This is a genomic window from Amycolatopsis sp. NBC_00348 (genome assembly GCF_036114655.1).
In the GTDB taxonomy this organism is placed as follows: domain Bacteria; phylum Actinomycetota; class Actinomycetes; order Mycobacteriales; family Pseudonocardiaceae; genus Amycolatopsis.
Window position 1 is genome coordinate 9,407,758 of record NZ_CP107994.1, and the last position, 25,101, is coordinate 9,432,858.

Consider the following 25,101-nt stretch of genomic DNA (forward strand, 5'->3'; position numbering starts at 1 on the left):
CCCTTCTGACCTGGACCCGGGCCGCCATGATTTCCTGGTGCGGTGACCAGGACCGTATCCACCGACGTCGACGGCGAAGTCGCGGCCAGATCCACGCACCGATTGGCCCTGCGGAGGTCACTCGCCCGGCTGTCCGTGCGCCCGCGGTCGATCTTGATCCTGTCGGTGATCCCGCTGGTCGCGATCGGGTACGGCATCTGGGGCTGGCAGCACGACTGGGTGCTCGGCGTGGACAGCGCGGTCTACCGCGCGGGCGCGCTGACCCTGCTGCACGGCGACTCCCTCTACGACTCGAACACCCTCGCCAACGAGCCGTGGTGGGCGCTGCTGCCCTTCACCTACCCGCCGACGGCGGCGCTGATCTTCGTCCCGCTCGCGGCGTTCCCGACGCAGATCTCCTGGGGCCTGATCACCGCGATCTCGCTGGGCGCGATGGCTCTCTCGATCCGGATCGCGATCGGCGCCCTGCCCCGCCCGGCCGCCGACGGCCCGCGCTGGTGGGCTTCGCCCGCCCGCTCGACCATCGTGTTCTTCCTGGTCTTCCTCGGCCTCGAGCCGGTGTGGCGGACGATCTTCCTCGGCCAGATCAACCTGATCCTGATGGCCATGATCCTGCTGGACATGCTGGTCATCGGCGCGCGCGGCAGTCGCTGGGGCGGCGTCCTGGTGGGCGTCGCGGCGGCGATCAAGCTCACGCCGCTGGTGTTCCTCGGCCACCTGTTCATCACCGGCCGCCGCAAGGACGCGCTGCGCGGCTTGGCGACGTTCGTGCTGCTCCAGGGCCTGATGTTCCTGATCAACGCGCACGACGCGGCCAAGTACTGGACCATCACGCTGCCCGACACTGGCCGGATCGGGCCGGTGCACTGGGCCGGCAACCAGTCCCTGAACGCGCTGATGAACCGGGCCACCGACCTCGCGCCGTGGGCGTCGAAGGCGGCCATGGGCATCGGCTTCCTGCTCGCCATCCCGGCCCTGTGGCTGCTCATCCGGTTCCACCGCAAGGGCCAGGCGCTGGCCGCGCTGCTGGTGACGGCGTTCTGGACGCTGCTGATCTCGCCGATCTCGTGGACGCACCACTGGGTGTGGGTGGTCCCGCTGATCGTGCTGCTGGTGTCGCGGCTGCCGAAGACGACCCCGGCGACGGCGTGGAAGCGCTGGGTCGGGACGTTCCTGGCGGCGTTCGTGTTCGTCAGCTGCGTGCTGCTGATCCTGCCCAACGGGCGCAACGTCGAGCTGCACTGGACGGTCTGGCAGAACGTGCTGGGCGACGCGTACATCCTGATGCCGGTGGTGCTCGCGCTGGCGCTGGCGCTGCGCTGGGGCCTGCAGCGGCGGGCCCGGAAGAAGAAGGCGGCGGCCGACGAGCATGTCGACGTCCCCACCGGCGTCTGAGGCCCGCACCGGCCGGGTTCTCGCCGGGGTCCTCGCACTCCTCGTCCTCGCGTTCGGTGTCCTCGCCTGGCTGGCCGGGTGGCACCTGGGCGCGGACAGCGCGGTGTACCGGGCCGGCGCGCTGACGCTGGTCCACGGCGACCCGCTCTACACCCGTGACGTGCTGACCGCGCTGCCCGACTGGGTGCGGCTGCCGTTCACCTACACCCCGGCCGCGGCGCCGCTGTTCCTGCCGTTCGCGCTCGTGCCGTCCGGCCTGGTCTGGGGCGTGATCGCGTTTTTGTCGGTGGTCGCCCTTATGGTCGTGATCACGGTGGTTTCGTCGTCGCCGGGGCGCTCACCCGCGTGGTGGGCGCTGCCGGCGGGAACGGCCGCCGCTCTGGCGCTGGAACCGGTGTGGAAGACGCTGTTCCTGGGTCAGATCAACTTGATACTGATGGCGTTCGTGGTGCTGGACGTCCTGGTGCTCTCGGCGCGGCGGTCGCGCTGGGCGGGCGTGCTGATCGGCGTGGCGGCGGCGATCAAGCTCACCCCGCTGATCTTCGTGCCGCACCTGTTCTTCACCGGCCGGTGGAAGGACGGGCTGCGCGCGCTGGGCACGTTCGTCGCGCTGGAAGCGGTGATGTTCGCGGTCATCCCGGTCGACGCGCTGCGGTTCTGGCGGGATTCGGCGACCGACCCGAGCCGGGTCGGGTCGGTGCACTGGATCTTCAACCAGTCGCTCAACGGGCTGGTCAGCCGGGCTTCGGAACTCGCGCCCTGGTCGCTGGCGGTGGCGGTCGGGGTGGCGGCGGTGCTGGCCGTGCCCGCGGTGTGGCTGGTGGTGCGGCTGCACCGGCGCGGCGAAGACGCGGCGGCGCTGCTGGTGACGGCGTTCTACGGGCTGCTGCTGTCGCCGGTGTCGTGGTCGCACCACTGGGTCTGGTGCGTGCCCTTGATCACGCTGCTGCTGGTGAAGGGCCGCCGCTGGGCCGCGGCGGCCGTCGCGGTGCTGTTCGCCTCGCAGATCGTGATGCTCGTGCCCAACGGCGGTGACACGGAGTTCGGCTGGGGCCTGGGCCTTTCGGTCCTCGGCAACGCGTACGTGCTCGCGGCGGCGGCGGGGATCCTCGGGCTTGCGGCGCGTGAGCTACGGCTGGTCCGGCGGTCACCGCAGGTGGTCACCGTTTAGTCTGGTGTCGCTATGGACAAACACACCGGTCTGCCCGTCGTGGGCATGGTGGGCGGCGGGCAGCTCGCCCGGATGACCCACCAGGCGGCGATCTCCCTCGGTCAGTCACTGCGCGTCCTCGCCGCGGGCGAAAACGAGTCCGCCGGGCTCGTCGCCGGCGACGTCGTGCAGGGCCACCACACCGATCTCGAGGCGCTGCGGGCGTTCGCGGCCTCGGTCGACGTGCTCACGTTCGACCACGAGCACGTGCCGGGTGAGCACCTGCTGACGCTGGCGATGGAGGGTTACGTCATCCGGCCGGCGCCGTCCGCGCTGGGCTTCGCGCAGAACAAGCTGGTGATGCGCGAGATGATGGCCGGCATGGGCGTGCCGGGCCCCGCCTTCGCCGAAGTGTCCACTGTGGACGACGTGCTGGCGTTCGGCGACGAGCACGGCTGGCCCGTGGTGCTCAAGGCGTCCACCGGCGGTTACGACGGCCGCGGCGTCTGGATGCTCGACACCGCGCAGCAGGCGCGCGAGACCGTGCCGGAGCTGCTGGCGGCGGGCACGCCGCTGCTGGTCGAGGAGAAGGTGGCGATGCGGCGGGAGCTGGCCGCGCTCGTCGCCCGCTCGCCCTTCGGCCAGGGCGCGGCGTACCCCGTGGTCGAGACCGTCCAGACCGGCGGCATCAACACCGAGGTCCTCGCCCCGGCGCCGGGTCTCTCGGACGCCCGGGTCCACGAGGCGCAGGACCTCGCGCTGCGCGTCGCGTCGACGCTGGACGTCACCGGCCTGCTGGCGGTCGAGCTGTTCGAGACCGACACCGGGCTGCTGGTCAACGAGCTCGCGATGCGCCCGCACAACTCCGGGCACTGGACGATGGACGGCTCGCGCACCTCGCAGTTCGAGCAGCACCTGCGGGCGGTGCTCGACTACCCGCTGGGCCGCACCGACATGGTCGCGCCCGCGTGCGTGATGGCGAACGTGCTGGGCGCGTCGGTGCTGCCCGAGATGGGGCCGGACGAGCGGCTGCACCACCTCTTCGCGCGGTACCCGGAGGCGCGGGTGCACCTGTACGGCAAGCAGGAGCGGCCGGGCCGCAAGCTCGGGCACGTCAACTTCACCGGCGAGCGCCTGGACGAGCTGCGCAACCGCGCGCTGCTCGCGGCGCACTGGCTGTCCCACGCCGTCTGGCTCGACGGCCACGAGATCCACTAGGAGAACAGCTATGGCGCCGCAGGTGGGCGTGATCATGGGCAGCGACTCGGACTGGCCGGTGCTGGAAGCGGCCGGCGCGGCGCTGGACGAGTTCGGCGTCGGCTACGAGGTCGGCGTCTACTCGGCGCACCGCACCCCGCAGCGCATGCTGGACTACGCGACGTCGGCGGTGGCGCGCGGCATCCGGGTGATCATCGCGGGCGCGGGCGGCGCGGCCCACCTCCCGGGCATGGTCGCCTCGGCGACCGTCCTCCCGGTGATCGGCGTCCCCGTGCCGCTGAAGTACCTGGACGGCCTGGACTCGCTGCTGTCGATCGTCCAGATGCCGGCGGGCGTCCCGGTGGCCACGGTCTCGGTCGGCGGCGCGCGCAACGCGGGCCTCCTGGCGGTCCGCATCCTGGCCGCGTCCGACGAGGGCCTGCGGTCGAAGATGACGCAGTTCCAGCTGGACCTGGAGAAGCTGGTCCTGGACAAGGACGCGGCCCTGCGCGCGAAGGCCGGCCACTAGCCGGTCACCACGGCACGGTCTCGCCGTTGCGGTCCAGGAACTCGAGGCCGGGCTTGCCGCGCTTCGCCAGGAGCACGTCGACGATCAGCGGGACCGTCTCCTCCATGGTGAACGGCGCGTCCGGCCCGCCGAGGGCCGTGCGGATCCAGCCGGGGGCGATGACGACGAGCGCGCGCTCGGCCTCGGCCGGGCGGGCCGCGAAGCTGCGCATGAACATGTTCAGCGCGGCCTTGCTGCTGCGGTAGACCTCGCGCGAGCCGGCCGTGTTGTTCGCGATGCTGCCCTGGCCGGACGACATCGCGCCGATGAGCCCGTCCGGCGGCACGAGGTCCCGGAGCGCCTCGACGACGCGCATCGGGCTGAGCGCGTTGGTGACCATCACGTCGACGAAGTCGGCGGTGGAGACCTCGCCGACCGGCGTCTGCGGGTTGTTGGTCGTCCCGGCGTTGATGAAGAGCACGTCGAGCCGCCGGTGCGCGAGCCGCTCGTGCAGGGGCGGCAGCTGCCCGGGTTCGGTGATGTCGAGGTGCTCGACCTCGACGCGCCCGCCGGAGCGGTCCGCCAGGTCGTGCAGGGGCGTGCGGGCGGTGGTGTCCCGGACGGTGCCGATGACGTGCCACCCGCGGTCGAAGAGTTCGGTGGCGATCGCGTGGCCGAGGCCGCGGGACGCGCCGACGACGAGGGCGGTGGGTTCGGTGGGTTCGGTCATTTCGTCTCCTCGGGTTCGGCTTCCCAGTCTCACCGCGCTGACGTCTTCACCGCGCGTCCGCCGGGGTGATTTGTAGGATTGCCTCGACAGGAGGAGCGTTGATGGCCGAATCCGTCGCCGCGTCGCCGGAGGATGTGCGTCTCCTGCGGGCGCTGCAGGTCGCTCCGCGGGCGTCGTTCGCCGCGATCGCCGAGGCGCTCGGGCTCACCGAAGCCGCGGTCGGCCGGCGCTACCGGCGGCTGCGGGCCGACGGCATCGTCCGGGTGGCGGGCATCGTCGACCCGGGTGCGCTGGGGCAGAGCAAGTGGCTGGTGCGGTTGCGCTGCCGTCCGGGCAGCGTTGCAGCGATCGCCGACGCGCTCGCGAAGCGCGAAGACGTCAGCTGGGTGGCACTGTGCGCCGCGGGGGCCGAGATCACCTGCGCGGTCCGGTCCCGCAGCCAGGAACAGCGCGACGACCTGCTCGGCAGGCAGCTCCCGCGCACGGCGGCCGTCCTGGACATCCAGGCGGCCGCGATGCTGCGCCAGTTCATGGGCGGCCGCGGCCACTATTGGGCCGCCCTGCGCGGCACGCTGACGCCGGAGCAGGAGGCCGCGCTGGGGGCCGGCGGCGAGCCGTTCACGGAGGCCCCGGTCGTGGCCCGCGAGCCGGTGCGCCTCACGCCCGGCGACGAGCGGCTGCTCGCCGTGCTCGCCGAGGACGGCCGCGCGAGCCTGGTCGACCTGGCCGCGGCGGCGGACCTCACGCCCGGGCGCGCGGCACGCCGCTTGCGGACGCTGCTGGAGCGGCGGGCCGTCCACATCGACGTCGAGCTCGCCGCGACGGCGCTGGGCTACCACGCGGGAGCGAACCTCTGGCTGCGCGTGCACCCGTCGGCGGTCAAGACCCTGGGCCGAGCTTTGGCCCAGCTGCCGGAGATCGCCTTCGCCGCGGCGGTGACCGGCCCGCACAACCTCCACGCGGTCGCGCACTGCCGGGACCTGGACGAACTGTTCGAGTTCACCTCCGACCAGATCGGCTCCCTGCCGGGCCTGCAGAGCATGGAGGTCTCCCCGCTGCTCAGGCACGTGAAGCAGGCGGCCACCCACCTCTCCGGCGACCGCCTGGCCTGACAGCCGGCCTCAGTCGAGCTTGGCCGGCAGCTGGTCCCGCAGCTGGCGCTTGAGCACCTTCCCGGCGGCGGACACCGGGATCTGCTCGACGACGTGGATCTCCCGCAACCGCTTGTACGGCACGACCTTCTCGTTGATCGCGGCCATCAGCTCGTCCGCGTCGAGCTCTCCGTGCGGCACCACGAACGCCACCGGCAGCTCGCCGACCTCGGTGTCCGGGCGGCCGACGACCGCGGCCGCAGCGACGCCCGGCATCGTGATCAGCAGCTCCTCCAGCTCGCGCGGGAAGACGTTGTACCCCTTGTACAGCAGCATGTCCTTCTTGCGGTCCACGATGGACAGGTAGCCGTCCTCGTCGAGGATGCCGATGTCGCCCGTGTGGAGCCAGCCGTCGACCAGCGCGGCCGCCGTCTCCTCCGGGCGGTTGCGGTAGCCCTGCATGATCTGCGGGCCGCGCAGGCAGACCTCGCCCCGCTCGCCCGCCGGTACCGGGTCCTCGCCGCCCTCGGCCGGGACGACCTTGACCTGCGTGTCGAAGATCGGGACGCCTACCGAGCCGACCTTGCGGGTGCCCGAGCGGTACGTCGGCGAGATGATCGCGCCCATCGTCGCCTCGGTGAGGCCGTAACCCTCGGCGACGACCACGCCCGGGAAGCGCTCGCGCAGCGCGTTGATCATCGCGTGGTTCATCGGCGCCGCGCCGGAACCGATCGACCGCACCGACGAGAGGTCCGCGGTGTGGAACGACGGCGTCGCGAGCAGCGCCGCGAACAGCGCGGGCGCGCCGCCGAGACCGGTGACGCGCAGGCGTTCGGCGTCGGCGATGTAGGCGGCCGGGTCGAAGCGCGCGTGGAGCACGGTCGTCGTGCCGCCGATGATCGCCGCGTTCATCCCGCCGATGATGCCCATCGCGTGGAACCACGGCGTCAGGTTGATCGCGATCCCGGTGCCGAGCCGCGAGGGCCACTCGTCCTCGCTGCCGATCTGGTCGATCGTGATCTCGCCGTCCGCGTCGAGCGCCGGCACCGAGCCGGAGCCCCAGCACGAGTGCTGGAGGGTGTTGACCACGACGTTGCGGTGGGTGAGCCGCACGCCCTTCGACCGGCCGGTGGTGCCGCCGGTGTAGGCGAGGTGTGCGAGGTCGTCGTGGACGGCGATGGCGACCTCGGGCCGCGTCTCCGGCTGCCCGGCGTGGAACGCCTCGAACTCGACCTGGCCCTCGAGCAGGTCGCCCGTCGGGTTCACGACGACGGCGAACTTCGCCGGGATCCGGCCGGCGACGCTCGCCAGCGCGCCCGCGACCGGCCCGAACGTCACGACGGCCGCGGCCTCGCAGTCGGCGAGCTGGAACGCGAGGTCGTCCGGCGGGAGCAGCGGGTTCGTCGGGCTGAAGGTGGCCCCGGCCATGAGCGTGCCGTAGTAGGCGATCGGGAACGCCAGGCAGTTCGGCAGGTGCAGCGCCACGACGTCGCCGCGGCCGATGCCGCGCTCGATCAGGGCGTTCGCGAACCGGCAGGCGGCCCGGTACGTCTCGGTGAAGGTGAGGCTGCGGCCGTCCTGGGCGAAGGCGGTCCGGTCGCCCCAGCGGGTCGCGCCCGCGGTGAGGATCGAACCGACCGGGACTTCGGGGTAGTCGAGGGAGACGGGCAAACCGGGCGGCGTCGTCGGCGCGGTGAGCGGCATCACTCGACCATACGAATTCTGCGGTCAAGGACACAAGGACGACGGCCGACGCAGTCAGTGAACGAGCGCTAACATCGACGGAACCCCTCCCGACGTCGTAGAGAAGGTGACCGGAAGTGACCGACGGCCTGTACCAGCTTGCCGAGGAGCACGAGGAGCTGCGGGCCGCGGTCCGGGCCCTGGCCGAGAAGGAGATCGCGCCGTACGCGGCCGAGGTCGACGAGAACGAGCGCTACCCGATCGAGGCGTACAACGCGCTGGTGAAGTCGGGCTTCAACGCCGTCCACATCGGCGAGGAGTACGACGGCCAGGGCGCGGACGCCGTCGGCGCCTGCATCGTCATCGAAGAGGTCGCCCGCGTCGACGCGTCGGCGTCGCTGATCCCGGCGGTCAACAAACTGGGCACCCAGCCGATCATCCTGTCGGCCTCGGAAGAGCTGAAGAAGCAGGTCCTGCCCTCGATCGCGTCGGGCGAGGCGTCGGCTTCGTACGCGCTGTCGGAGCGCGAAGCGGGCTCGGACACCGCGTCGATGCGCGCCCGCGCGCGGCTCGACGGCGACCACTGGGTCCTCAACGGCACCAAGTGCTGGATCACCAACGCGGGTGAGTCGACCTGGTACACCGTGATGGTCGTGACCGACCCGGACGCGGAGAAGAAGGCCAACGGCATCTCGGCGTTCGTGGTCCACAAGGACGACCCGGGCTTCTCGGTCGGCCCGAAGGAGAAGAAGCTCGGCATCAAGGGCTCCCCGACGCGCGAGATCTACTTCGAGAACTGCACGATCCCGGCGGACCGCATCATCGGCGAGCCCGGCACCGGCCTGAAGACGGCGCTGCGCACGCTGGACCACACCCGCCCGACGATCGGCGCGCAGGCGCTGGGCATCGCCCAGGGCGCGCTCGACGCGGCGATCGCGTACGTCAAGGAGCGCAAGCAGTTCGGCAAGGCGATCGCGGAGTTCCAGGGCGTCCAGTTCATGCTGGCCGACATGGGCACCAAGATCGAGGCGGCCCGCCACCTGGTCTACGCCTCCGCGGCGGCAACCGAGCGCGGCGACAAGCGCGCGGGCTTCATGGCCTCGGCGGCGAAGATGTACGCGTCGGACATCGCGATGGAGGTGACGACGGACGCCGTCCAGCTCTTCGGCGGCGCCGGCTACACCCGCGACTTCCCGGTGGAGCGCATGATGCGCGACGCCAAGATCACGCAGATCTACGAAGGCACGAACCAGATCCAGAAGGTCGTCATGGCCCGCGCCCTGCTCAAGGGCTGACCCACGACGAACCCCGAACGCCCCCGGTGCCTGCTGGTGCCGGGGGCGTTTCGTTTCGCCAAGAGACCCGCGCGGCGCCGTAGCCGTGCGGGTTTTGTCATGTTCGTGAGTGTCACTTGACCTGGCTTGTGTCACACATAGCAGGTCAGTGAGCGAAAGAAAATCACTCACCAGGGGGAGTGTCCGGACAAGTTACCCGCGCGTTAATGAGTGTGGTGATGCAGGTCACCGTCGGTTCACAGAGAGGTGAATTGGATGGGCTTGAGGACGCGCCGGTGGCTGGTCGCCGGGATGGCCGTGACGGCCGCGCTCGTACTGGGGGCCACCACGGCCCAAGCAGCGGTCAAGGAACCCACCGGGCCCGTGCAGCCCAACATCCTCACCGCCGCCGTCTACTCGCTCGGGGCGCCGACCATCGCGCCGCCCGGGACGAACGACTGGAACTGCAAACCGTCCGCCAAGCACCCCAATCCCGTGCTCCTCTCGAACGGGACCACCGCCAACGCCTACGAGAACTGGGCCAACCTGTCCCAGAAGCTCGCCAACGCCGGGTACTGCGTCTTCGCCGGCAACTTCGGCGGGACGCCCGGGACGTTCCTGCAGACCGTCGGGCCGATCGCCGACACCGCGAAAGCGCTTGCCGCCTTCGGGGACAAGATCCTGAACGCGACCGGGGCCGCGAAACTCGACGTCGTCGGGCACTCGCAGGGCGGGATGAACATCCGGTACTGGATCAAGTACCTCGGCGGCGCGGACAAGATCAGCCGGCTCGTCGGGCTGTCGCCGTCCAACCACGGGACCGACCTCTTCGGCCTGCTGAGCACGCTCGAAATGATCCCGGGGGTGCCGGCCGTGCTCGGCAGCGTGTGCCAGTCGTGCAACGAGCAGGCCGTCGGGTCGGCCTTCCTCACCGACCTCAACGCCGGCGGCGAGACCGTGCCCGGCATCGACTACACCGTGATCCAGACGCGCTACGACGACGTCGTGACGCCGTACACGAGCGCTTACCTGAAGGCCGCGCCGAACGTGAAGAACATCCTGCTGCAGAACGTCTGCGGGCTCGACTTCACCGACCACCTCGGCATCACCTACGACCCGGTCGCCCAGGGGCTGGTGCTCAACGCGCTCGACCCGGCGCACGCGAAGACGCCGCCCTGCGTGCTGGTGCCGCCGGTGATCAGCTGAGCTACGCCACATGAGATATAACCCACCGCCGGGGCGGATTTCCGTCCCGGCGGTGTCACGCTCGAAGCATGTACTGGCCGGTCCCCGCGTCCTGGACACCCCGTGACGAAGCCGAGCTGGTCGCCGGCTGGCGGCTGTGGCTCGAGCTGTCCGACCGCGCCTGGCCCACGGCGGCCTGGGACGGCACCCCGGCCGGCGCGGTCGCCCAGCTGCGGGACCTCCTCGCGGCCTGCGACGAGATCGAGACGTCCTACCGCGACGCCACCGCCGAGCCGTCGGCCGGCTTCCTGCGTCTAGTGCAGGGGCTCGTCCTCACCGCCGGCACCGCGATCGGCCTCTGGTGGGACGACTTCGACCAGCTCGACAGCGAGCGCGCGGCACTGCTCCACGACGACCTCGCGCGGTTCGCCGAGCAGGCGGAAGAGGTGCTGACACTGCTCGCCGTCAACGGCGGCTGGACCCGCCTCGACGAAGAGCGCCGCCGGCCCGCCTAGACACTGCCGGTGCTGGTCACGCCGGCGGCCTCTGCGCCCAGGCATCCCCGACGGCACGGGTGGGATGACCCGACGCTCAAGCGCCCGCACCGCATCACGAAGCCCATCGAGCGGACTTGCTCCGGCAGCGCTCGGGCGCGGCGAGTGTCGGTCGGTGCCGTCACCGTCGACCGGCAAGAACTTCGTGCCGCCCAGAATGTTGACCACGGGCTGCCAGAGCGCCGCCGGCCCGCCTAGTGCTCGGTGAGCGTCGGGTCGGTGCCGCCGCCGTCGACCGGCAGGAACTTCGTGCCGCCGAGGACGTCGACCAGGGGCTGGTCCAGCGTCAGCTGCCGGCCCGGTCCCAGCTCCCACCCGAGCTCGACGACGGTGTCGACGTGCTCCCGGCGCTCGATCCGGTGCGCGACGTCCGGGCCGTCGAGTGACCACGTGCCGTCGAGCGCCATCCGCAGCCGCGTGGTGAGGCGGCCCGGGCCCGGGGTGTGCCAGTGGAACCGGTGGACGGCGAACGCGGTGCTCCAGCTCGTCCAGTACTGCCAGCCGGTGCCGTCCGCGCGGAACCCCAGCTCGGTGTACTCGGGCGAGCCGGGATCCAGCGCCGACTCCGACCAGTAGCCGACCAGGTGCGCGTCCATCCGGGAATCGTCCCATCACGGTGGGCGATTAGGCCGCATGGCGCAGCCGATCGGGCTTCGCACTGGGTACCCAGCAGGCATGAACCGGACAGCGGCCACGGCCCAACGAGGCGAAAAGACCGATACCGCGCAGTTGCTCGGCCGGATCGGGATGGCCTGTTACGGCCTGGTCCACCTCGTCCTCGCCTACCTCGCCCTGCAGGTCGCGTTCGGCAGCGGCGAACAGGCCGACCAGAAAGGTGCCCTGCAGGAGATCGGCTCGAAGGCGTTCGGGCAGGTCCTGCTCTGGGTGCTCGCCCTCGGCCTGGTGCTCTTCGGCCTCTGGCAGTTCATGATGGCCGCCGTCGGGTACACGTGGGTCAGCGGCGGCAAGCGGACGCGCAAGCGGATCGGCGCCGGCGCGCGCGGCGTCGTCGTGATCGCGCTGGGCTTCTCCGCCTTCAAGATCGCCATCGGCAGCGGCAGCGGGGGGTCGAGCAACCAGACCCAGCAGGAGTTCACGGCCGAGCTGCTCAAGCTCCCGTTCGGGCCGGCGCTGGTCGTCATCGCCGCGGCGGCCGTGCTCGGCGTCGCGATCGCGTCCGGGGTCAAGGGCGTCAAGAAGAAGTTCCTGGAAGACCTCGACATGAACGACCTGCCCGGCAAGACCAAGCGCTGGGTCACCTGGCTCGGCCAGGCCGGCTACCTCGCCAAGGGCGTCGTGCTGGCGATCGTCGCGGTCCTCCTCGCCTACGCGGGGTTCAACGCCGACCCGAACAAGGCCGGCGGGCTGGACGCCGCACTGAAGACGCTCGCCGCCCAGCCCTTCGGCACCGTGCTGCTGAGTGTGGTGGCCCTCGGCTTCGCCGCGTTCGGCGCCTACTGCTTCGGCGCGGCCTGGGCCCACAAGCGCTAACGCCGCGCCAGCTGGGCGAGGTACTCCTTGCGGTCCAAGGGGTTCTCGCCCGTGCGCGGGCGTGCCGGCGGCTTCCCGGGGTACGGCCGGTAGTCGTCGAACTCGCCCAGGAAGACGCCCTCGCCCTGCGTGAGCGCGGGCAGGGCCTGGGCGAACTCGTCGACGTGACCGGCCGGGATGGTGCCGTGCAGCGTGCACGACGCCGCGCCCATGGCGGGTTCGCCGGGCACCGCCCGCAGCTCCGCCAGCTTGAGCAGCACCGCGCTGACGGCGTTCGGCGGGATCTCCAGCTCGAAGCGGTGCACCGGCTCGTACACCCGCGTCCCGGCCTCGCGCAGCGCCGCCATCAGCACCAACGGCGTCATCTTGCGGAAGTCGCCTGCGGCGCTGAGCGGGCTGAAGAACGCCGTGTGCGTCAACGTCACCGCGCAGTCGAGCACTTCCCAGCCGTACAGCCCTTGGTCGAGCGTGCTGTGGACGGTCTCCTCGATCGCCTTGTGGAACGCCAGCGGCAGCGAGCCCAGCTCCACCGACAGGCCGAACGTGACGCCCGGCCCCGGCTCGACGCGCAGCCCGACCGTCGCGAAGAAGTACAGCCGCTGCGCGGGATCCATCTCCTCGACCGCCTCCCCGCGGCCGATCGGCTTCTCGACGTACAGGGTGCTCGTCGGCTCGAACTCGACGTCGATCCCAGCGCCCTCGGCCAGCCATCGAGCGCAGCACCTCCTTCTGCACTTCGCCGTAGAGCTGCACGGAGAGGTCGTGACCGCGACGCCGGACGTCGATCAACGGGTCCTCTTCGGACAGTCGGGTCAGCGCGGTGAACAGCGCCGCGGTCTGCTCGGGCCGGACCGGCCGCACCACGCTCTCCAGGCTCGGCGGCGCGAACACGCCTTCGCGCGCGCCGCCGGGGGAGCCGAGCCGGTCGCCGATCCGGACGTCCCGCAGGCCGCGCAGCCGGGCGACGTCGCCGGCGAGCGCCACCTCGTCCCCGGCGACCTCGACCGCCGAGACGCGACCGGTGAGCTCGGTTTCGCCGCGGTAGAACGAGATCCGCTGTCGCGGCGCCAGCGCGCCGGAGTACAGCCGGGCGTAGGCGATCTTCTCACCGGCGCGGCCGCGGTCGATCTTGAACACCGTCGCGGAGAGCGGCCCGTCGCCGGTTCGCTCGGTGGCCGGGAGCAGCTCGGCCATCGCTTTGACGAGGTCCGCGACGCCGGCGCCGGTGATCGCCGAGCCGGACAGCACGGGGTGCAGCGTGCCGCGGGCGACCTGCCGGGCCAGCTCGCCGCGGCAGGCCGCGGCGTCGACCCGGTCGTCCACATAGGACTCCAGGAACGCGTCGTCGCCGTCGGCCAGCAGCTCGGCCAGCTCGTCGGACGACGTAGCGGCGTTCAGCGCGATCGCCCGCGGCGCCAGCTTCGCGCGGACGTCGTCGAGCAGGTCACGCGCGCCCGGCCGGTCGGTCTTGTTCACGAAGATCAGCGTCGGGATGCCGAGGCGGCGCAGCGTCCGCATCAGCACGCGGGTCTGGGCCTGGACGCCTTCGACGGCGGACACCACGAGGACGGCGCCGTCGAGCACCCGCAGCGCGCGTTCGACCTCGGCGATGAAGTCGGAGTGGCCCGGGGTGTCGATCAGCGTGATCCGGGTGCCGCCGGTCACGAAGGAGGCCACCGCGGAGCGGATGGTGATGCCGCGACGGCGTTCGAGGTCCAGGGAGTCGGTCTGGGTGTCGCCGCCGTCGACGCTGCCGAGCCGGGCGATGGCGCCGGCCTCGAAGAGCAGGCGCTCGGTCAGGCTGGTCTTACCGGCGTCGACGTGCGCGAGAATGCCGATGTTCAGGGTTTTCACGGGTGCGGGAGGTCCTCTGGGATGCGGTGGACAGGCCGGGTCGGACGGTCTGTCGGCGCATCGGGTCTCCTCGCGGTCGTGGACGCAGGTCAGGCCGAAGATAGCCCGCGGCGGGCCCGCGCGAAACCGGTTTTCAGGCCTCCGTCGTCCCTGTCGGTTCCCTGTCGATCACCCTCCGGAGCTTCGATCACCGGTGCCGGGTGCCCTACTTTGGGTCGGGTCAGTTGAAATTTCACCGATCGGGAGTGGGCACGGATGTTCGGACGATTCAAGGACGTGGCCCTGTTGCTGGGGAGGATCGGCGTCGCGGTCGTCTTCCTCGCGCACGGGATCCAGAAGTGGAACAGCGGCGTCGACGGCACGGCGAAGTTCTTCGCCATGACGGGCATCCCGCTGCCCACGGTCGCCGCGATCTTCGCCATGACCGTCGAGATCCTCGGCTCGATCGCGTTCATCGCCGGGTTCCTGATGCCGCTGGTCGGCGTCGGCTACGTCGTGATCTCGGTCGGCGCGCTGCTCTCGGTGCACATCGACAACGGCCTCACCGGCCAGGGCGGCTACGAGCTGGTCCTGGTGCTCGCGCTCGCCGGCCTCGCCCTGGGCTTCAACGGCGGCCGCTTGACGCTGGACCACCTGCTGTGGGGCCGCAAACGCGCCCGCCGCGACACCGAGGTCGGCGAACTCCAGAACGCCTGAGTTCTCAAGTCTGCCGCGGCTGGTCGTGAGTGGTAATGAGGGTTAGAACCCTCATTACCACTCACGACGGCCGCGGCAGACTGCTTACGCGGGGAGGTCGGCGGTGGTGCGCTCGGCCTCGCGGCGGGCGGACAGCTTGGCCGGGTCCGCGTTGCTGACGTGCACCAGGTGTGCGCCGGCGGCGAGGGGGACGAGCAGGCCGTCGAGGATGCCCTCCGGCCCGCTCCAGTCGCGTGTGGACAGCACGCGGTCGTCCGCGCTCAGGCCGAGCTTCGCCGCGCGGGCGCGGGCTTCCGCGAGGATCTCGTCCACTGTGGACTCGAACAGCGCCGCCGTGTCGCCGGGGACCGGGAACAATGGCCGGTACTGGTCGCCCGCCATCCGCGCCTCGGTGAGGTAGTCGAACGCGCCGCCGCCCGGCGGCTCGTCGAGGCCGCGGCCCATCGGGTCCAGCGTCACGACGGCGGTCGCGGCCGCGCCGGTCGGTTCCGGGTCGTCCGGCCCGACGAACGCCACCCGCGCGCCAGTGCCTTCGCGCACCACGCGGGCACCGCTCCACCACGCGCCGAGCAGCACACCGACGGTCTGCCAGTGCGCCGGCAGCTGCACGGCGACGGCGTCGCCCGGCTCGACGTCGAACTCCTCGGTCAGCCAGTTGGCCGTCTTCGCGGCCCAGTTCACGGTCGTCGCCACGGACAGCTCGACGCGGCTGCCGAGCTGGTCGTCGTAGTGGGTGATCAACGGCTTGGCGGGCGAGGCCTGCAGCGGCCGCAGCAGCTCGTCGGTGAGGCTCATGCGCCAAGGCTAAAGCGCGGACCACCCGCCTCGCCGGTTGACACCGGATCACGCCGCTGAGTAGCTTTGCTTTGAAAGCAAAGCTATCTGACGGACTGGGGAAAGCCATGACCATCCTTGTCACCGGCGCGCGCGGGAACGTCGGCCACGCCGTCGTCGACGCGCTCGTTTCCGCAGGCCAGGACGTCCGCGCGGCGAGCCGCGACGCGACCACGCTCGACGTCCCGGACGGCGTCGCGACGGTGAGCGCCGACCTCGAACGCCCGGAAACCCTCGACGCCGCGCTCGACGGCGTCGGCTCGGTGTTCCTCTACACGCAACGCCAGGGAATCGACGGCTTCGTGAAGGCGGCCGAAGCGGCCGGCGTGCGGCACGTCGTGCTGCTGTCGTCGGGCGCGACGCTCGAGCCGCGGTCCGCGCAGAGCCGGATCGCCCAGCTGCACCGCGCGGTCGAGGAGGCGCTGATCGCGGCGTCGTTCGGGGAGACGCTGCTCAACCCCGGCGCGTTCGCCACCAACGCGCTGGGCTGGCGCGCGGGTATCGCCGACGGCGTCGTCCGCACCGCCTACCCCGACTCGCGCAGCGGCGCGATCCACGAGCGGGACATCGCCGACGTCGCGGCCAGGATCCTCGTCGACGGGTCGCACGTCGGCGCCGCCCTGCCGCTGAGCGGGCCGGAGCCGATCAGCTTCCGGGAACAGGCTGCGGTCCTCGCGGAAGTCCTCGGCCGGCCGCTGCGGGTCGAGGAGCTGACCCCGGAGCAGGCCGCCGCGCAGATGACGGCACTGGGCTGGCCGCCCGAGGTGCCGCCGGAGGTCCTCCGGGCCATGGAACGGACGACGCGGGAGCCCTCGGTGGTCACCGACGTCGTCCGCGACGTCACCGGGAAGGCGCCGCGCACGTTCCGCCAGTGGGCCGAAGACCACCGCGCCGACTTCGCGTGACAAAGCCGCACTTTCACTGGGAAAGATGCGCCCGCGGGGCCGGTGACGCATCTTTCCCAGGGAAAGTGGCGGATTTTGGGGCTCAGTTGACGCAAGTGACGGTTGGGGTTGCTGCGGCGGCCGCCGAGCCGCCGCCCGCGGGCGGAGCCGCGCTGCGCCCGGCCAGGCCGGCCACGAACTGCCGGACCGCCTGCGGGTCGATCTCGACGATGCTCTGGCCGTCTTCGCTGCGGCCGTTCGCGGTGATCACCGGGATCGTCGCGAACGCCAGGTCGCCCGACGCGATGCCCTTGGCCTGCTGCGCGAACTGCAGCAGGTCCAGGCCCGGGTCGAGGGTGAGCGACCGGTGGACGACGTCGGTCAGGTTGCTCAGCGTCCCCGGGCTCGTCAGCGTCCCGGCCGAGAGCACCTGGTGCAGCGCCGAGGACAGGAACGCCTGCTGCCGCACGATCCGGTCGAGGTCGCCGCGCGGCAGGTTCTTGCGCTGCCGGACGAAGGAAAGCGCTTCGCCGCCCGACACGGTCTGCTCGCCGCGGCGGAAGTCCGCCCCGGAGTCCTTGTCCTCGGTCGCGTGGTTCAAGCACACCTTGACGCCGCCGAGCGCCTCCGTGAGCAGGTAGAAGCCCAGCAGGTTGACCTCGGCGTAGTGGTCGATCCGCACCTGCGTGAGGTCCTGCACGGCCTGCACCAGGACCCGGCGGCCCTCGGTGTCGGAGTCGCGCTCGATCTTCGCCTGGTCGCGCTCGCCCTGGCCGCGCAACGTCTGGGCGTAGTGCGCCTTCGCGATGCCGTACGCCGAGTTGATCTTGGCCTTGCCTCGCCCCGGGATCTCGGTCCAGGTGTCGCGCGGGATCGAGACGGCGGACGGCTTCCCGCCGTCCTTCGGCACCCGCAGCAGGATCACGGTGTCGGTGTTGACGGCGCCGTTGTTCGCCTCGGTCCGCAGCTCGCGCAGCACCCGCGCCGGCAGCGCGTTGCCCTGCGCGTCCGTCCGCGCGTCGCTGCCGACGAGCAGGATGTCGTCCGCGCCGTCGTCGGCCGGCGGGGGAGCGGGCTCGCCGGCCCGCGGCGTCAGCGCGTCGGTCGTCGGGACGGTGCTCTGCAGCTGGTCCTTCGTGACGTAGGCGTAGCCGCTCGCGCCCAGGGCGATCAGCGAGACGAGGCCGACGGCGATCCGGCGCGTCACCCGGCCGGCGCGGCGCGCGCGGGACGGCGATGGCGCTTCGGCGATCGGCTGACGCGGGAACGGCGAAGGTTTCCACTCGGGCTCGTCGCTCTGCGTCACCGCCTCGGCGGCCGGTTCCGGCTGGTCCTGCTGTTCTTGGTCGTCATCCACCCCTTGTTCCCCTCCCCCGGGCACACTGAGTACTCAGTCTAGTTGACGCAGGGGACGTCGCCCGCCGTGATCGGCGGCGCGGCGGGGGGAGCACTCGACGGGGTGGAGGTCTGGACCGGTGGCTTCGACGGCGTCGTCGACGGCGCCCCGCCCGACCCCGCGGCCGAGCTCTTGAAGTCCTTGCCCAGCAGCACGCGCACGTGCCCGGCGGTGACGTCCTTGTCCGGCTCGGCCTGGATCGCCGTGCCCAGGACCTGCTTGACGAGGCCCAGCGCGGTGTCGTCGGCCGGGTTGTACCGGACGACGGTGGTGTTGCGGGTGCTCAGCTTCTGGTCGGCGGGGAGCGTGAAGCCCTTGCTCTGCAGCGTCGAGTGCGTCTGGGTGGCCAGCGTCGGCGAGCCCGAGCCGTCGAACAGCTCCACCGTGACGGCGTTCGCGCCGGGCAGCTGCGCCTGCGCCGGGCCGGCCGGGGTGTCGCCGTCGGAGGTCAGGCGCGTCACCTCCGCCTGCACCGCGGCCGGGTCGACGCGCAGCACGTCGGCGCCGCCGATGACCGCGTTGCCCTGGGTCGGGATGGTGTGGAACTCGATGTTGCCGCCGGTCAGCCCGCGCATCTGCTCGGCGAACTCGCTCAGGTCCCAGCCCTGGGACAGCACCACGGACTTCTTCACCGCGGACACCAGGTCGGCGATCTTCGTCGGGCTGGTCAGCACGTCGGTCGAGATGACCTTGCGGGCCAGCCCGGACAGGAACGCCTGCTGGCGCGCGATCCGGTCGAGGTCGGCGTTGGGCAGGTCGTAGCGCTGGCGGACGAAAGCGAGCGCCTGCACGCCTTCGATGCTCTGGCGCCCGCCCGGCAGGTCGACGCCGGACTTCTTCTCCTTGACCGGGCCCTTGAGGCAGACCTCGACGCCGCCGATCGACTGCGTGATCTCGTAGAAGCTCGCCAGGTTGACCTCGGCGTAGCGGTCGATCATGCCAGGCTTGCCGATGAACTTCTCGATCGTCGCGATCAGGTTCTTCCGCCCGGCGACCTTGGCCTGCGCGTCGGCCTGCTTCAGGTCGGTCATGCCCTGGCGCTGCAACGTTTTGTAGGTGTCCGTGTACGCGTAGACGAACGCGCTGTTGAGCTTGTGCTTGCCGTAGCCGCCGGCCAGCTCGACCCAGGAGTCGCGGGGGAACGAGATCGCGACGGCGTGCTTCCCGTTCTGGGGGATGTGCACCAGGATCATCGTGTCGGTGTTGAGCTCGCCGTCCGAGACGCCGGCGTGCAGCATGTCCAGCACTTCGCGCGGCAGCGGGTTGCCCTGCGCGTCGGTGCGGCTGTCCTGCCCGACGAGGAGGATGTCGACCGCGCCGTCGAGCGGCTTGGCGTGGGCCTCGGTGTCGGCGAAGACGTTCGTGGTGGTCAGGCCGGTGTTCGGGTCGCCGATGAAGTGCCAGCCGTACCAGGTCAGTGCCAGGATCGCGACGGACAGCAACGAGACGACCACCTTGCCGCCGCGGCGGGCGAAGATGGCGACACCGTGGCGACGGCGCACCGGGACGGGCGGCGCAGGCCAATCGGTCACGCGCTTCCTCCCTGCGAACCCCGTGCTTCCCCCAGGGCACCCGTGTGCCTCCACCCGGACTCTACTGAGGGTGTTGTGGGGCCTCCGTAGGCTGGGGTCCGGTTGCCCCCGACGGGGGCCGAGGAGAGGCGGGAAGATGCGGGTCCTGGTCACCGGTGGTGCGGGCTTCATCGGGTCGCACTACGTCCGGCAGGCGCTGAGCGGCGCGTACCCGGCACTGCGTGACGCCGAGGTGGTCGTGCTGGACAAACTCACCTACGCCGGCAACGAGGTCAACCTGGCCCCCGTCGCCGCCGACCCGCGGCTGCGGTTCGTCCGCGGCGACATCTGTGACACCGCGCTGGTCGCGGAGGTCATGAGTGGTGTGGACCTCGTGGTGCACTTCGCCGCGGAGTCGCATGTGGACCGCTCGATCCTCGGCGGCGCGGACTTCGTGCTGACGAACGTGCTGGGCACGCACAACCTGCTGCAGGCGGCCGTCGAAGCCGGCGTCGGCAAGTTCGTCCACGTGTCCACCGACGAGGTGTACGGCTCGATCGAGACCGGGTCCTGGACGGAGGACCAGCTGCTGGAGCCGAACTCGCCGTACTCGGCGTCGAAGGCGTCCTCCGACCTGGTGGCGCGGTCGTACTTCCGCACCCACGGGCTGCCGGTCTGCATCACCCGGTGTTCCAACAACTACGGTCCGTACCAGTTCCCCGAGAAGCTCATCCCGCTGTTCGTGACGAGCCTGCTCGACGGCCGGAAGGTGCCGCTCTACGGCGACGGGCTCAACGTCCGTGACTGGCTGCACGTGGACGACCACTGCCACGGCATCCAGCTGGTCGCCGAGGCGGGCCGGCCGGGCGAGATCTACAACATCGGCGGTGGCCTCGAGCTGACGAACCGCGAGCTGACCGAGCGGCTCCTGGACGCGCTCGGCGCGAGCTGGGACAGCGTCGAGCCGGTCGAGGACCGCAAGGGCCACGACCGCCGGTACTCGGTGGACGTCACGAAGATCGGCGAGGAGCTGGGGTACGCTCCGCGCGTGTCCTTCGAGGACGGTCTGGCCGCGACAGTGGCCTGGTACACGGACAATCGCGCGTGGTGGGAGCCCCTGGCGGAGCGGGCCGCGCTCAAGAAGTAGAGGATGTGCTCGTGCGGCTGACGGTGCTCGTGCCCGGCGGTTCCGGACAGCTCGGCCGGGATCTCGCCGCTGCATCGGGCGACGAAGTGGACGTCGTCGCGCCGGGGTCGGCGGAGCTGGACCTGACGCGGACCGGCCAGGTGCTGGCCGCGGTCGGCGCGCTCGCCGACCGCGCGCGCGAAGCGGGTTCGGCCGCCGTCGTGATCAACGCGGCGGCCTACACCGCGGTCGACGCGGCGGAGACGGACGAGGAGCGCGCGTTCGCGGTCAACGCCGACGGCCCGCGCGTGCTCGCCGCGGCGTGCGCGTCCCGGCGGGTGCCGCTGATCCACGTGTCCACGGACTACGTCTTCCCGGGCGACGCTTCGGCGCCGTACGAGCCTTCGGACGAGCTGGGCCCGCGCAGCGCGTACGGCCGCACGAAGGCGGCGGGCGAGGACGCGGTGCTCGGTTCGGGCGCGTCGTCCTGGGTGGTGCGCACCGGCTGGCTGTACGGCAAGTCGGGCACGAACTTCGTGAAGACCATGGCCCGCTTGGAGGCTTCGAACCCGGAACTGTCCGTTGTGGACGATCAGGTCGGCGGTCCCACGTGGACGGCGGACCTCGCGGCGGGCCTGCTGGAGCTGGCGTCCCGGGCGGCCACGGGCGACGGCCCGGAACAGCGGGTGCTGCACTGCACGAACGCGGGTTCGGTGAGCTGGTGCGGCTTCGCGCGCGCCGTCTTCACGCAGCTGGGCGCGGATCCGTCGCGGGTGAAGCCGTGTACGACGGAGGAGTTCCCGCGGCCGGCGCCGAGGCCGGCGTACTCGGTGCTGTCACCGGCGTCGTGGAAGGAAGCCTGGCTGACGCCGTTGCGGCCGTGGGAAGACGCACTGGCCGCGTACTTCGCGGCCGAGTGAGCTGATTGAACGGCTTAGTGGCGGCCTGAGGCGAGGCGGTACGCGCCCACCGTCAGTTCCGCGCACGTGTGCCACGTGAAGCTCGCCGCCTGGGCGCGCCGTGCGGCGGACGTCGCCACCGCGTGCGGGTCGATCACCGCGGTGCGCAGGGCTTCGGCCAGGCCGTCGACGTCGCCGTACGGGACCAGGCTGGCGCAGTCGCCCGCGACCTCGCGCAGGGCCGGGATGTCCGTGCACACCACGGGGACGTCCGAGGCCATCGCCTCCAGCACCGGCAGCCCGAAACCCTCGTCGCGCGAGGGCAGCACCAGCGCCGACGCGCCCGCGACCACCGTACGCAGGTCCACATCGGACAGATAACCGGTCTGGCGCGAGCGTGACGTGCGGGGGAACGGGCCGGGGCCGGCGAACACCAGGTCCGGCAGGTCCGGGGCCGCTTCGTGCGCGCGGACCAGCCAGTCGAGGCCCTTGCGCGGTCCGGCCGCCCCGGCGAACAGCAGGTACCGGGCCGGGAGGCCCAGGCGCGCGCGGCGCTCGTCGTCCGGCGGGCGCGCGGTGAACCACGCCGCGTTCACGCCCAGCGGGGTCACGACGATCTTGGCGCGGTCGACGTCCAGCCGCTCCGCCACCGCGTCGGCCACCGCGGCCGTCGGGGTGCAGATCACGTCCGCGCGGCGGGCGCCGCGGCGGACCAGTTCCGGGAGGTCGCGGTCGCTCGGGGCGAGCTCCGCGGGGTTGTCCATGAAGGCCAGGTCGTGGATCGTGACGACGCCCGCGGCGCGGAACCGGCCCGGCAGCACGAAGTTCGTGCCGTGCACGACGTCGGTCGAGCCGGCGAACAGCTCCACCGGCGGGAAGTCCGAACGCAGCCACGTCATCCGCAGCAGCCGCGCCGCCACCGGCATCCCGCGGGCCCGCACGCCGTGCGGCAGCACGTGCCGCAGCCGCCGCCAGCCGCGCAGCGTGAACGCCACCGCGCGCGTGTCCACCTCGGGGTTCGACGCCAGTTCCTCGCTCAGCGCCGCGGTGTACCGGCCGATGCCGGTGCGGGCGCCGAGCAGCGGCGTGCCGTCGAGGAGGACGCGAAGCGGTTTAGCCACGACGCATCCGTTGCCTGGCAACCTTGATGACCCGCCCGCCGACGCGCCGCGCCAGCTCGGACGGGCCGCCGTCGGCGAGGTACTCGCGGATCAGGTCGGTGTCGCGGCGCAGCATCGCCCGGCCGCGCACCGCCGGCGTCGTCACCAGGTCGGCCGACCCGGGCAGGCGGTCGGCCGCCGGGCGCGGGTCGCGGCAGAACTCGACCAGTGGCTTCAGCGCCTCCGGCCAGGCGTACCGCTGCGCCACCGCGGCGATCCGCTCGACGCAGCCGGCGGCGAACTCCTCGTCGTACAACGACTTTTCCAGCGCGTCGGCCAGCGCCCCGGCGTCTTCGGCCGGGACGACGACGCCGAGCTTCTCGGCCCGCACCAGGTCGGCGAACGAGTCGCCGTCGGTGGTGACGATCGGCAGCCCGGCCCACAGGTAGTCGAGCACCCGGGTGCGGAACGCGAACGTCGTCTCGACGTGCTCGTAGTGCGTGGTGACGCCGCAGTTCGCGTCCAGCAGCCAGTTCTGGCGCTCCTGGTAGGGCACCCACTGCTCGTTGAAGTAGACGTGCTTGTCGGTCAGCCCCAGCGAATCCGCCAGCCGGATCGTCCGCGCGCCGATGTCCATCTCGGCGACCTCGGGGTTCGGGTGCTTCATCCCGAGGAACACCAGCCGGACGTCGCCGCGGCGACGGCGCAGCTCGTCGATCGCGCGCACCAGCGTCAGCGGGTCGAACCAGCTGTACACCCCGCCGGCCCAGATCACGACGTGGTCGGTGCCGCCGATGCCCAGCGCCGAGCGGAGGCCCGGCCCGGTGCGGGCGGGCGGTTCCGGCGACAGTCCGAAGGGGACGACCGCGAGCAGCGACTGCGTGGTCGGGTCGGCGTCGTAGAGGCGCGGTGAGAGGCGGCCGAGCGCGGCCAGGTGGCCGAGCCAGAAGTGGCGCTGCCGCTCGGACGCGCACAGGAAGAAGTCGCCGCGTTCGAGCTGCGCGTCGAGGACCTTCGTGACGCCCACCAGGTCGGCCGCGCGTTTGTCGTCGGCGACGCCCTTGCCCTGCTCCAGCAGTTCGAGGTGCATCGGGTCGTAGAGGTCGGCGACGACGATCTTGCCCGAGTGCTGCTTCTTGAGCGACGGCGCGAGTTCGAGCACGTGCCCCTGCAGCACGACGACGTCGGCCCAGATGATCGGCGCTTCCAGCTCGTGGCGCTTGCCGGCGCTGACCCGGAACGGCGCGGGCGGCGGCGTGGCCAGCGGGTTCGTCGTGACGAGGTGGACGTCGTGCTCGGCGGACAGCGCGAGCGCGATGTTCCAGGCGCGGATCGCCGGGCCGGCCATCCGCTCGGTGAGCGCGTCGCCGGTGATCACCAGGATCTTGCGGCGCTGCCCGAACGCCTTCTCGATGCCGAACGCCTCGACGAGGATGTCGTGCGCGGCGAGGTAGCGCGGCAGCGGGTAGGCGGGCTCCAACGCCTTGCGCAGCAAGGGAAGCAGGTCCGCGTCGGTGCGCACGCGGGCGGCCTGCTCGACCGCGCGGGACTCCGCCAGCGACGGCAGCAGCTCGACGAACTGGTCGATCGCGAGGATCCCGGCCAGCGTGGTCCGCGGGATCGCGACGTCGCCGGATTCGATCGGGCCGACGCCCTGCTCGAGGTCGAGCTGCGTCGCGTCGAGGTCACCGCGGGCGGTGGCCCGGCGGACGGCCAGCGCGAGCGCCGCCGGCAGCGCCTTGACCAGGGTCTCGTCGGAGAGGTTCTTGTACAGCGCGGCCAGGGCGTTGCGCTCCAGCAGGAAGGTCTCGCGGCCGGTCTCCGGCGCGTCGACCGAGGCCATCGTGCCGTGGTGGCGGTGGTAGGTGAGCGACTCCGGCACGTAGCGGACGCGCCAGCCGCGCAGGTTGAGCCGCCAGCCGAGGTCGACGTCCTCGTAGAACATGAAGAACCGCTCGTCGAAGCCGCCGACCTCGGCGAACACGCTCGCGCGGACGAACAGCGCCGAGCCGGTGCCGAACAGGACGTCCTTCGCGACCTCGTGCTCGGCGGCCGGGACGTCGGCCAGCGGGCTGCCCGCGTGGCGCTTGTAGCCCATGCCGAACCAGGTCAGGCCGCCGTCGACGAAGTCGGTGCCGGTGCCGTCCCAGTCGAGGACCTTGCTGGCCACGGCGGCGACGCGGGGCTGCGCGCGCAGCTCGGCGACGGCGGCGGCGACCCAGCCGGGCGCCGGGCGCGCGTCGTTGTTGAGGAAGGCGACGACCGTGCCCTTGGCGTGGCGCGCCCCGAGGTTGCAGCCGCCGGCGAACCCGGTGTTGCGCCCGGCCTCGATGACCCGCGCGCCGGGGACGGCCTCGCGGATGCGCGCGGCGTCGGCGCTGCCCGGGGTGTTCTCGACGCAGATCAGCTCGAGGTCGGCGTAGTCGTGGTCGGCGAGCGCGCGCAGGCAGGTGATCGTGTCGTCGGCGCCGTGGTAGTTGACCACGACCACCGAGACGAGCGGTTGCTGTTCCCCCTGCGCCAAAGCCAGCTCCTTCGTCGGA

22 protein-coding genes and 1 pseudogene are annotated in these 25,101 nt (G+C 71.7%); 13 read left to right on the top strand and 10 right to left on the bottom strand.

Translation table 11 applies throughout. From position 1 onward, the window contains the following. Nucleotides 1–42: 42 nt before the first annotated feature. The 4 genes from OHS58_RS42440 to purE are packed head-to-tail and all read left to right on the top strand — an operon-like array spanning nt 43 to nt 4,271. A complete protein-coding gene (locus OHS58_RS42440) occupies nt 43–1,395 on the top strand; it encodes a glycosyltransferase 87 family protein (RefSeq protein WP_328646042.1) in 1,353 nt (450 codons plus the stop codon). Then, on the top strand, nt 1,370–2,566 hold the full coding sequence (locus OHS58_RS42445; protein ID WP_328646043.1) for a glycosyltransferase 87 family protein: 1,197 nt from the start codon (nt 1,370–1,372) through the stop codon (nt 2,564–2,566). Before OHS58_RS42440 ends, OHS58_RS42445 begins: the two co-directional genes overlap by 26 nt. Nucleotides 2,567–2,578: 12 nt before the next feature. After that, nucleotides 2,579–3,763 carry a 5-(carboxyamino)imidazole ribonucleotide synthase gene (locus OHS58_RS42450; RefSeq protein WP_328646044.1) on the top strand — a complete coding sequence of 395 codons (1,185 nt, stop codon included), beginning with the start codon at nt 2,579–2,581 and terminating at the stop codon, nt 3,761–3,763. A 10-nt stretch (nt 3,764–3,773) separates the two neighbouring features. Further along, complete coding sequence (purE, locus tag OHS58_RS42455) at nt 3,774–4,271, top strand: 5-(carboxyamino)imidazole ribonucleotide mutase (RefSeq protein WP_247060933.1); 498 nt, start codon at nt 3,774–3,776, stop codon at nt 4,269–4,271. Nucleotides 4,272–4,275: 4 nt separating this feature from the next. On the opposite strand, the gene OHS58_RS42460 is transcribed toward purE, so the two are convergent. Continuing rightward, complete coding sequence (locus OHS58_RS42460; protein WP_326946247.1) at nt 4,276–4,980, bottom strand: SDR family NAD(P)-dependent oxidoreductase; 705 nt, start codon at nt 4,978–4,980, stop codon at nt 4,276–4,278. A 101-nt stretch (nt 4,981–5,081) separates the two neighbouring features. Between OHS58_RS42460 and OHS58_RS42465 the strand changes: the two genes are divergently transcribed. Then, the gene (locus OHS58_RS42465) at nt 5,082–6,092 is read left to right on the top strand and encodes an Lrp/AsnC family transcriptional regulator (protein ID WP_328646045.1); all 1,011 of its coding nucleotides are present in this window, start codon (nt 5,082–5,084) and stop codon (nt 6,090–6,092) included. Between the two features lie 9 nt (nt 6,093–6,101). Here OHS58_RS42465 and OHS58_RS42470 read toward each other — a convergent pair whose 3' ends face one another. Then, nucleotides 6,102–7,775, bottom strand: coding sequence for a class I adenylate-forming enzyme family protein (locus tag OHS58_RS42470; protein WP_328646046.1), 1,674 nt, complete (start codon nt 7,773–7,775; stop codon nt 6,102–6,104). A gap of 116 nt (nt 7,776–7,891) precedes the next feature. Between OHS58_RS42470 and OHS58_RS42475 the strand changes: the two genes are divergently transcribed. The 3 genes from OHS58_RS42475 (at nt 7,892) to OHS58_RS42485 (ending at nt 10,728) form a co-directional block, all read left to right on the top strand. After that, nucleotides 7,892–9,049, top strand: a complete 1,158-nt coding sequence (locus OHS58_RS42475) for an acyl-CoA dehydrogenase family protein (protein WP_326946250.1) — start codon at nt 7,892–7,894, stop codon at nt 9,047–9,049. 255 nt (nt 9,050–9,304) lie between these two features. Continuing rightward, entirely contained in the window at nt 9,305–10,234 is a 930-nt protein-coding gene (locus tag OHS58_RS42480; RefSeq protein WP_326955895.1) for an esterase/lipase family protein, read from the top strand. Between the two features lie 68 nt (nt 10,235–10,302). After that, nucleotides 10,303–10,728: a hypothetical protein gene (locus tag OHS58_RS42485; RefSeq protein WP_326955894.1), complete on the top strand. Its 426-nt coding sequence runs from the start codon at nt 10,303–10,305 to the stop codon at nt 10,726–10,728. Between the two features lie 233 nt (nt 10,729–10,961). On the opposite strand, the gene OHS58_RS42490 is transcribed toward OHS58_RS42485, so the two are convergent. Further along, the gene (locus OHS58_RS42490) at nt 10,962–11,363 is read right to left on the bottom strand and encodes a hypothetical protein (protein ID WP_326946253.1); all 402 of its coding nucleotides are present in this window, start codon (nt 11,361–11,363) and stop codon (nt 10,962–10,964) included. A 79-nt stretch (nt 11,364–11,442) separates the two neighbouring features. Here OHS58_RS42490 and OHS58_RS42495 point away from each other — a divergent pair, with 79 nt between their 5' ends. After that, on the top strand, nt 11,443–12,258 hold the full coding sequence (locus OHS58_RS42495; RefSeq protein ID WP_326946254.1) for a DUF1206 domain-containing protein: 816 nt from the start codon (nt 11,443–11,445) through the stop codon (nt 12,256–12,258). Here OHS58_RS42495 and OHS58_RS42500 read toward each other — a convergent pair. Together OHS58_RS42500 and OHS58_RS42505 are read right to left on the bottom strand one after the other, a co-directional pair. Continuing rightward, nucleotides 12,255–12,872 (bottom strand): hypothetical protein, encoded by a 618-nt coding sequence (locus OHS58_RS42500; RefSeq protein WP_328646047.1) that lies wholly within the window; start codon nt 12,870–12,872, stop codon nt 12,255–12,257. The two genes, OHS58_RS42495 and OHS58_RS42500, sit on opposite strands and share 4 nt — an antisense overlap. Before the next feature lie 622 nt (nt 12,873–13,494). Beyond that, nucleotides 13,495–14,112, bottom strand: a pseudogene (locus OHS58_RS42505) (GTP-binding protein); the annotation flags it as partial. A gap of 255 nt (nt 14,113–14,367) precedes the next feature. On the opposite strand from OHS58_RS42505, the gene OHS58_RS42510 reads away from it, so the two are divergent. Continuing rightward, the gene (locus OHS58_RS42510; RefSeq protein ID WP_247060946.1) at nt 14,368–14,808 is read left to right on the top strand and encodes a DoxX family protein; all 441 of its coding nucleotides are present in this window, start codon (nt 14,368–14,370) and stop codon (nt 14,806–14,808) included. 84 nt (nt 14,809–14,892) lie between these two features. Here the strand turns inward: OHS58_RS42510 and OHS58_RS42515 are convergent, their stop codons facing one another. After that, nucleotides 14,893–15,603 carry a TIGR03089 family protein gene (locus OHS58_RS42515; protein ID WP_326946257.1) on the bottom strand — a complete coding sequence of 237 codons (711 nt, stop codon included), beginning with the start codon at nt 15,601–15,603 and terminating at the stop codon, nt 14,893–14,895. A 107-nt stretch (nt 15,604–15,710) separates the two neighbouring features. Between OHS58_RS42515 and OHS58_RS42520 the strand changes: the two genes are divergently transcribed. Beyond that, nucleotides 15,711–16,547 carry an NAD(P)H-binding protein gene (locus tag OHS58_RS42520; RefSeq protein ID WP_328646048.1) on the top strand — a complete coding sequence of 279 codons (837 nt, stop codon included), beginning with the start codon at nt 15,711–15,713 and terminating at the stop codon, nt 16,545–16,547. An 82-nt stretch (nt 16,548–16,629) separates the two neighbouring features. Here the strand turns inward: OHS58_RS42520 and OHS58_RS42525 are convergent, their stop codons facing one another. Both OHS58_RS42525 and OHS58_RS42530 read right to left on the bottom strand, forming a co-directional pair. Beyond that, nucleotides 16,630–17,883, bottom strand: coding sequence for an LCP family protein (locus tag OHS58_RS42525; protein ID WP_328646049.1), 1,254 nt, complete (start codon nt 17,881–17,883; stop codon nt 16,630–16,632). A gap of 38 nt (nt 17,884–17,921) precedes the next feature. Continuing rightward, on the bottom strand, nt 17,922–19,454 hold the full coding sequence (locus tag OHS58_RS42530) for an LCP family protein (protein ID WP_326946260.1): 1,533 nt from the start codon (nt 19,452–19,454) through the stop codon (nt 17,922–17,924). A 136-nt stretch (nt 19,455–19,590) separates the two neighbouring features. Here OHS58_RS42530 and rfbB point away from each other — a divergent pair, with 136 nt between their 5' ends. Both rfbB and rfbD read left to right on the top strand, forming a co-directional pair. Continuing rightward, nucleotides 19,591–20,580 (top strand): dTDP-glucose 4,6-dehydratase, encoded by a 990-nt coding sequence (gene rfbB / locus OHS58_RS42535; RefSeq protein ID WP_328646050.1) that lies wholly within the window; start codon nt 19,591–19,593, stop codon nt 20,578–20,580. Between the two features lie 5 nt (nt 20,581–20,585). Further along, the gene (gene rfbD / locus OHS58_RS42540) at nt 20,586–21,479 is read left to right on the top strand and encodes a dTDP-4-dehydrorhamnose reductase (protein ID WP_328646051.1); all 894 of its coding nucleotides are present in this window, start codon (nt 20,586–20,588) and stop codon (nt 21,477–21,479) included. A gap of 14 nt (nt 21,480–21,493) precedes the next feature. On the opposite strand, the gene OHS58_RS42545 is transcribed toward rfbD, so the two are convergent. Then, a complete protein-coding gene (locus OHS58_RS42545; RefSeq protein ID WP_326955888.1) occupies nt 21,494–22,579 on the bottom strand; it encodes a glycosyltransferase family 4 protein in 1,086 nt (361 codons plus the stop codon). After that, on the bottom strand, nt 22,572–25,082 hold the full coding sequence (locus OHS58_RS42550; protein ID WP_328646052.1) for a glycosyltransferase: 2,511 nt from the start codon (nt 25,080–25,082) through the stop codon (nt 22,572–22,574). The genes OHS58_RS42545 and OHS58_RS42550 overlap by 8 nt, the downstream gene beginning before the upstream one ends. Nucleotides 25,083–25,101 lie beyond the last annotated feature (19 nt).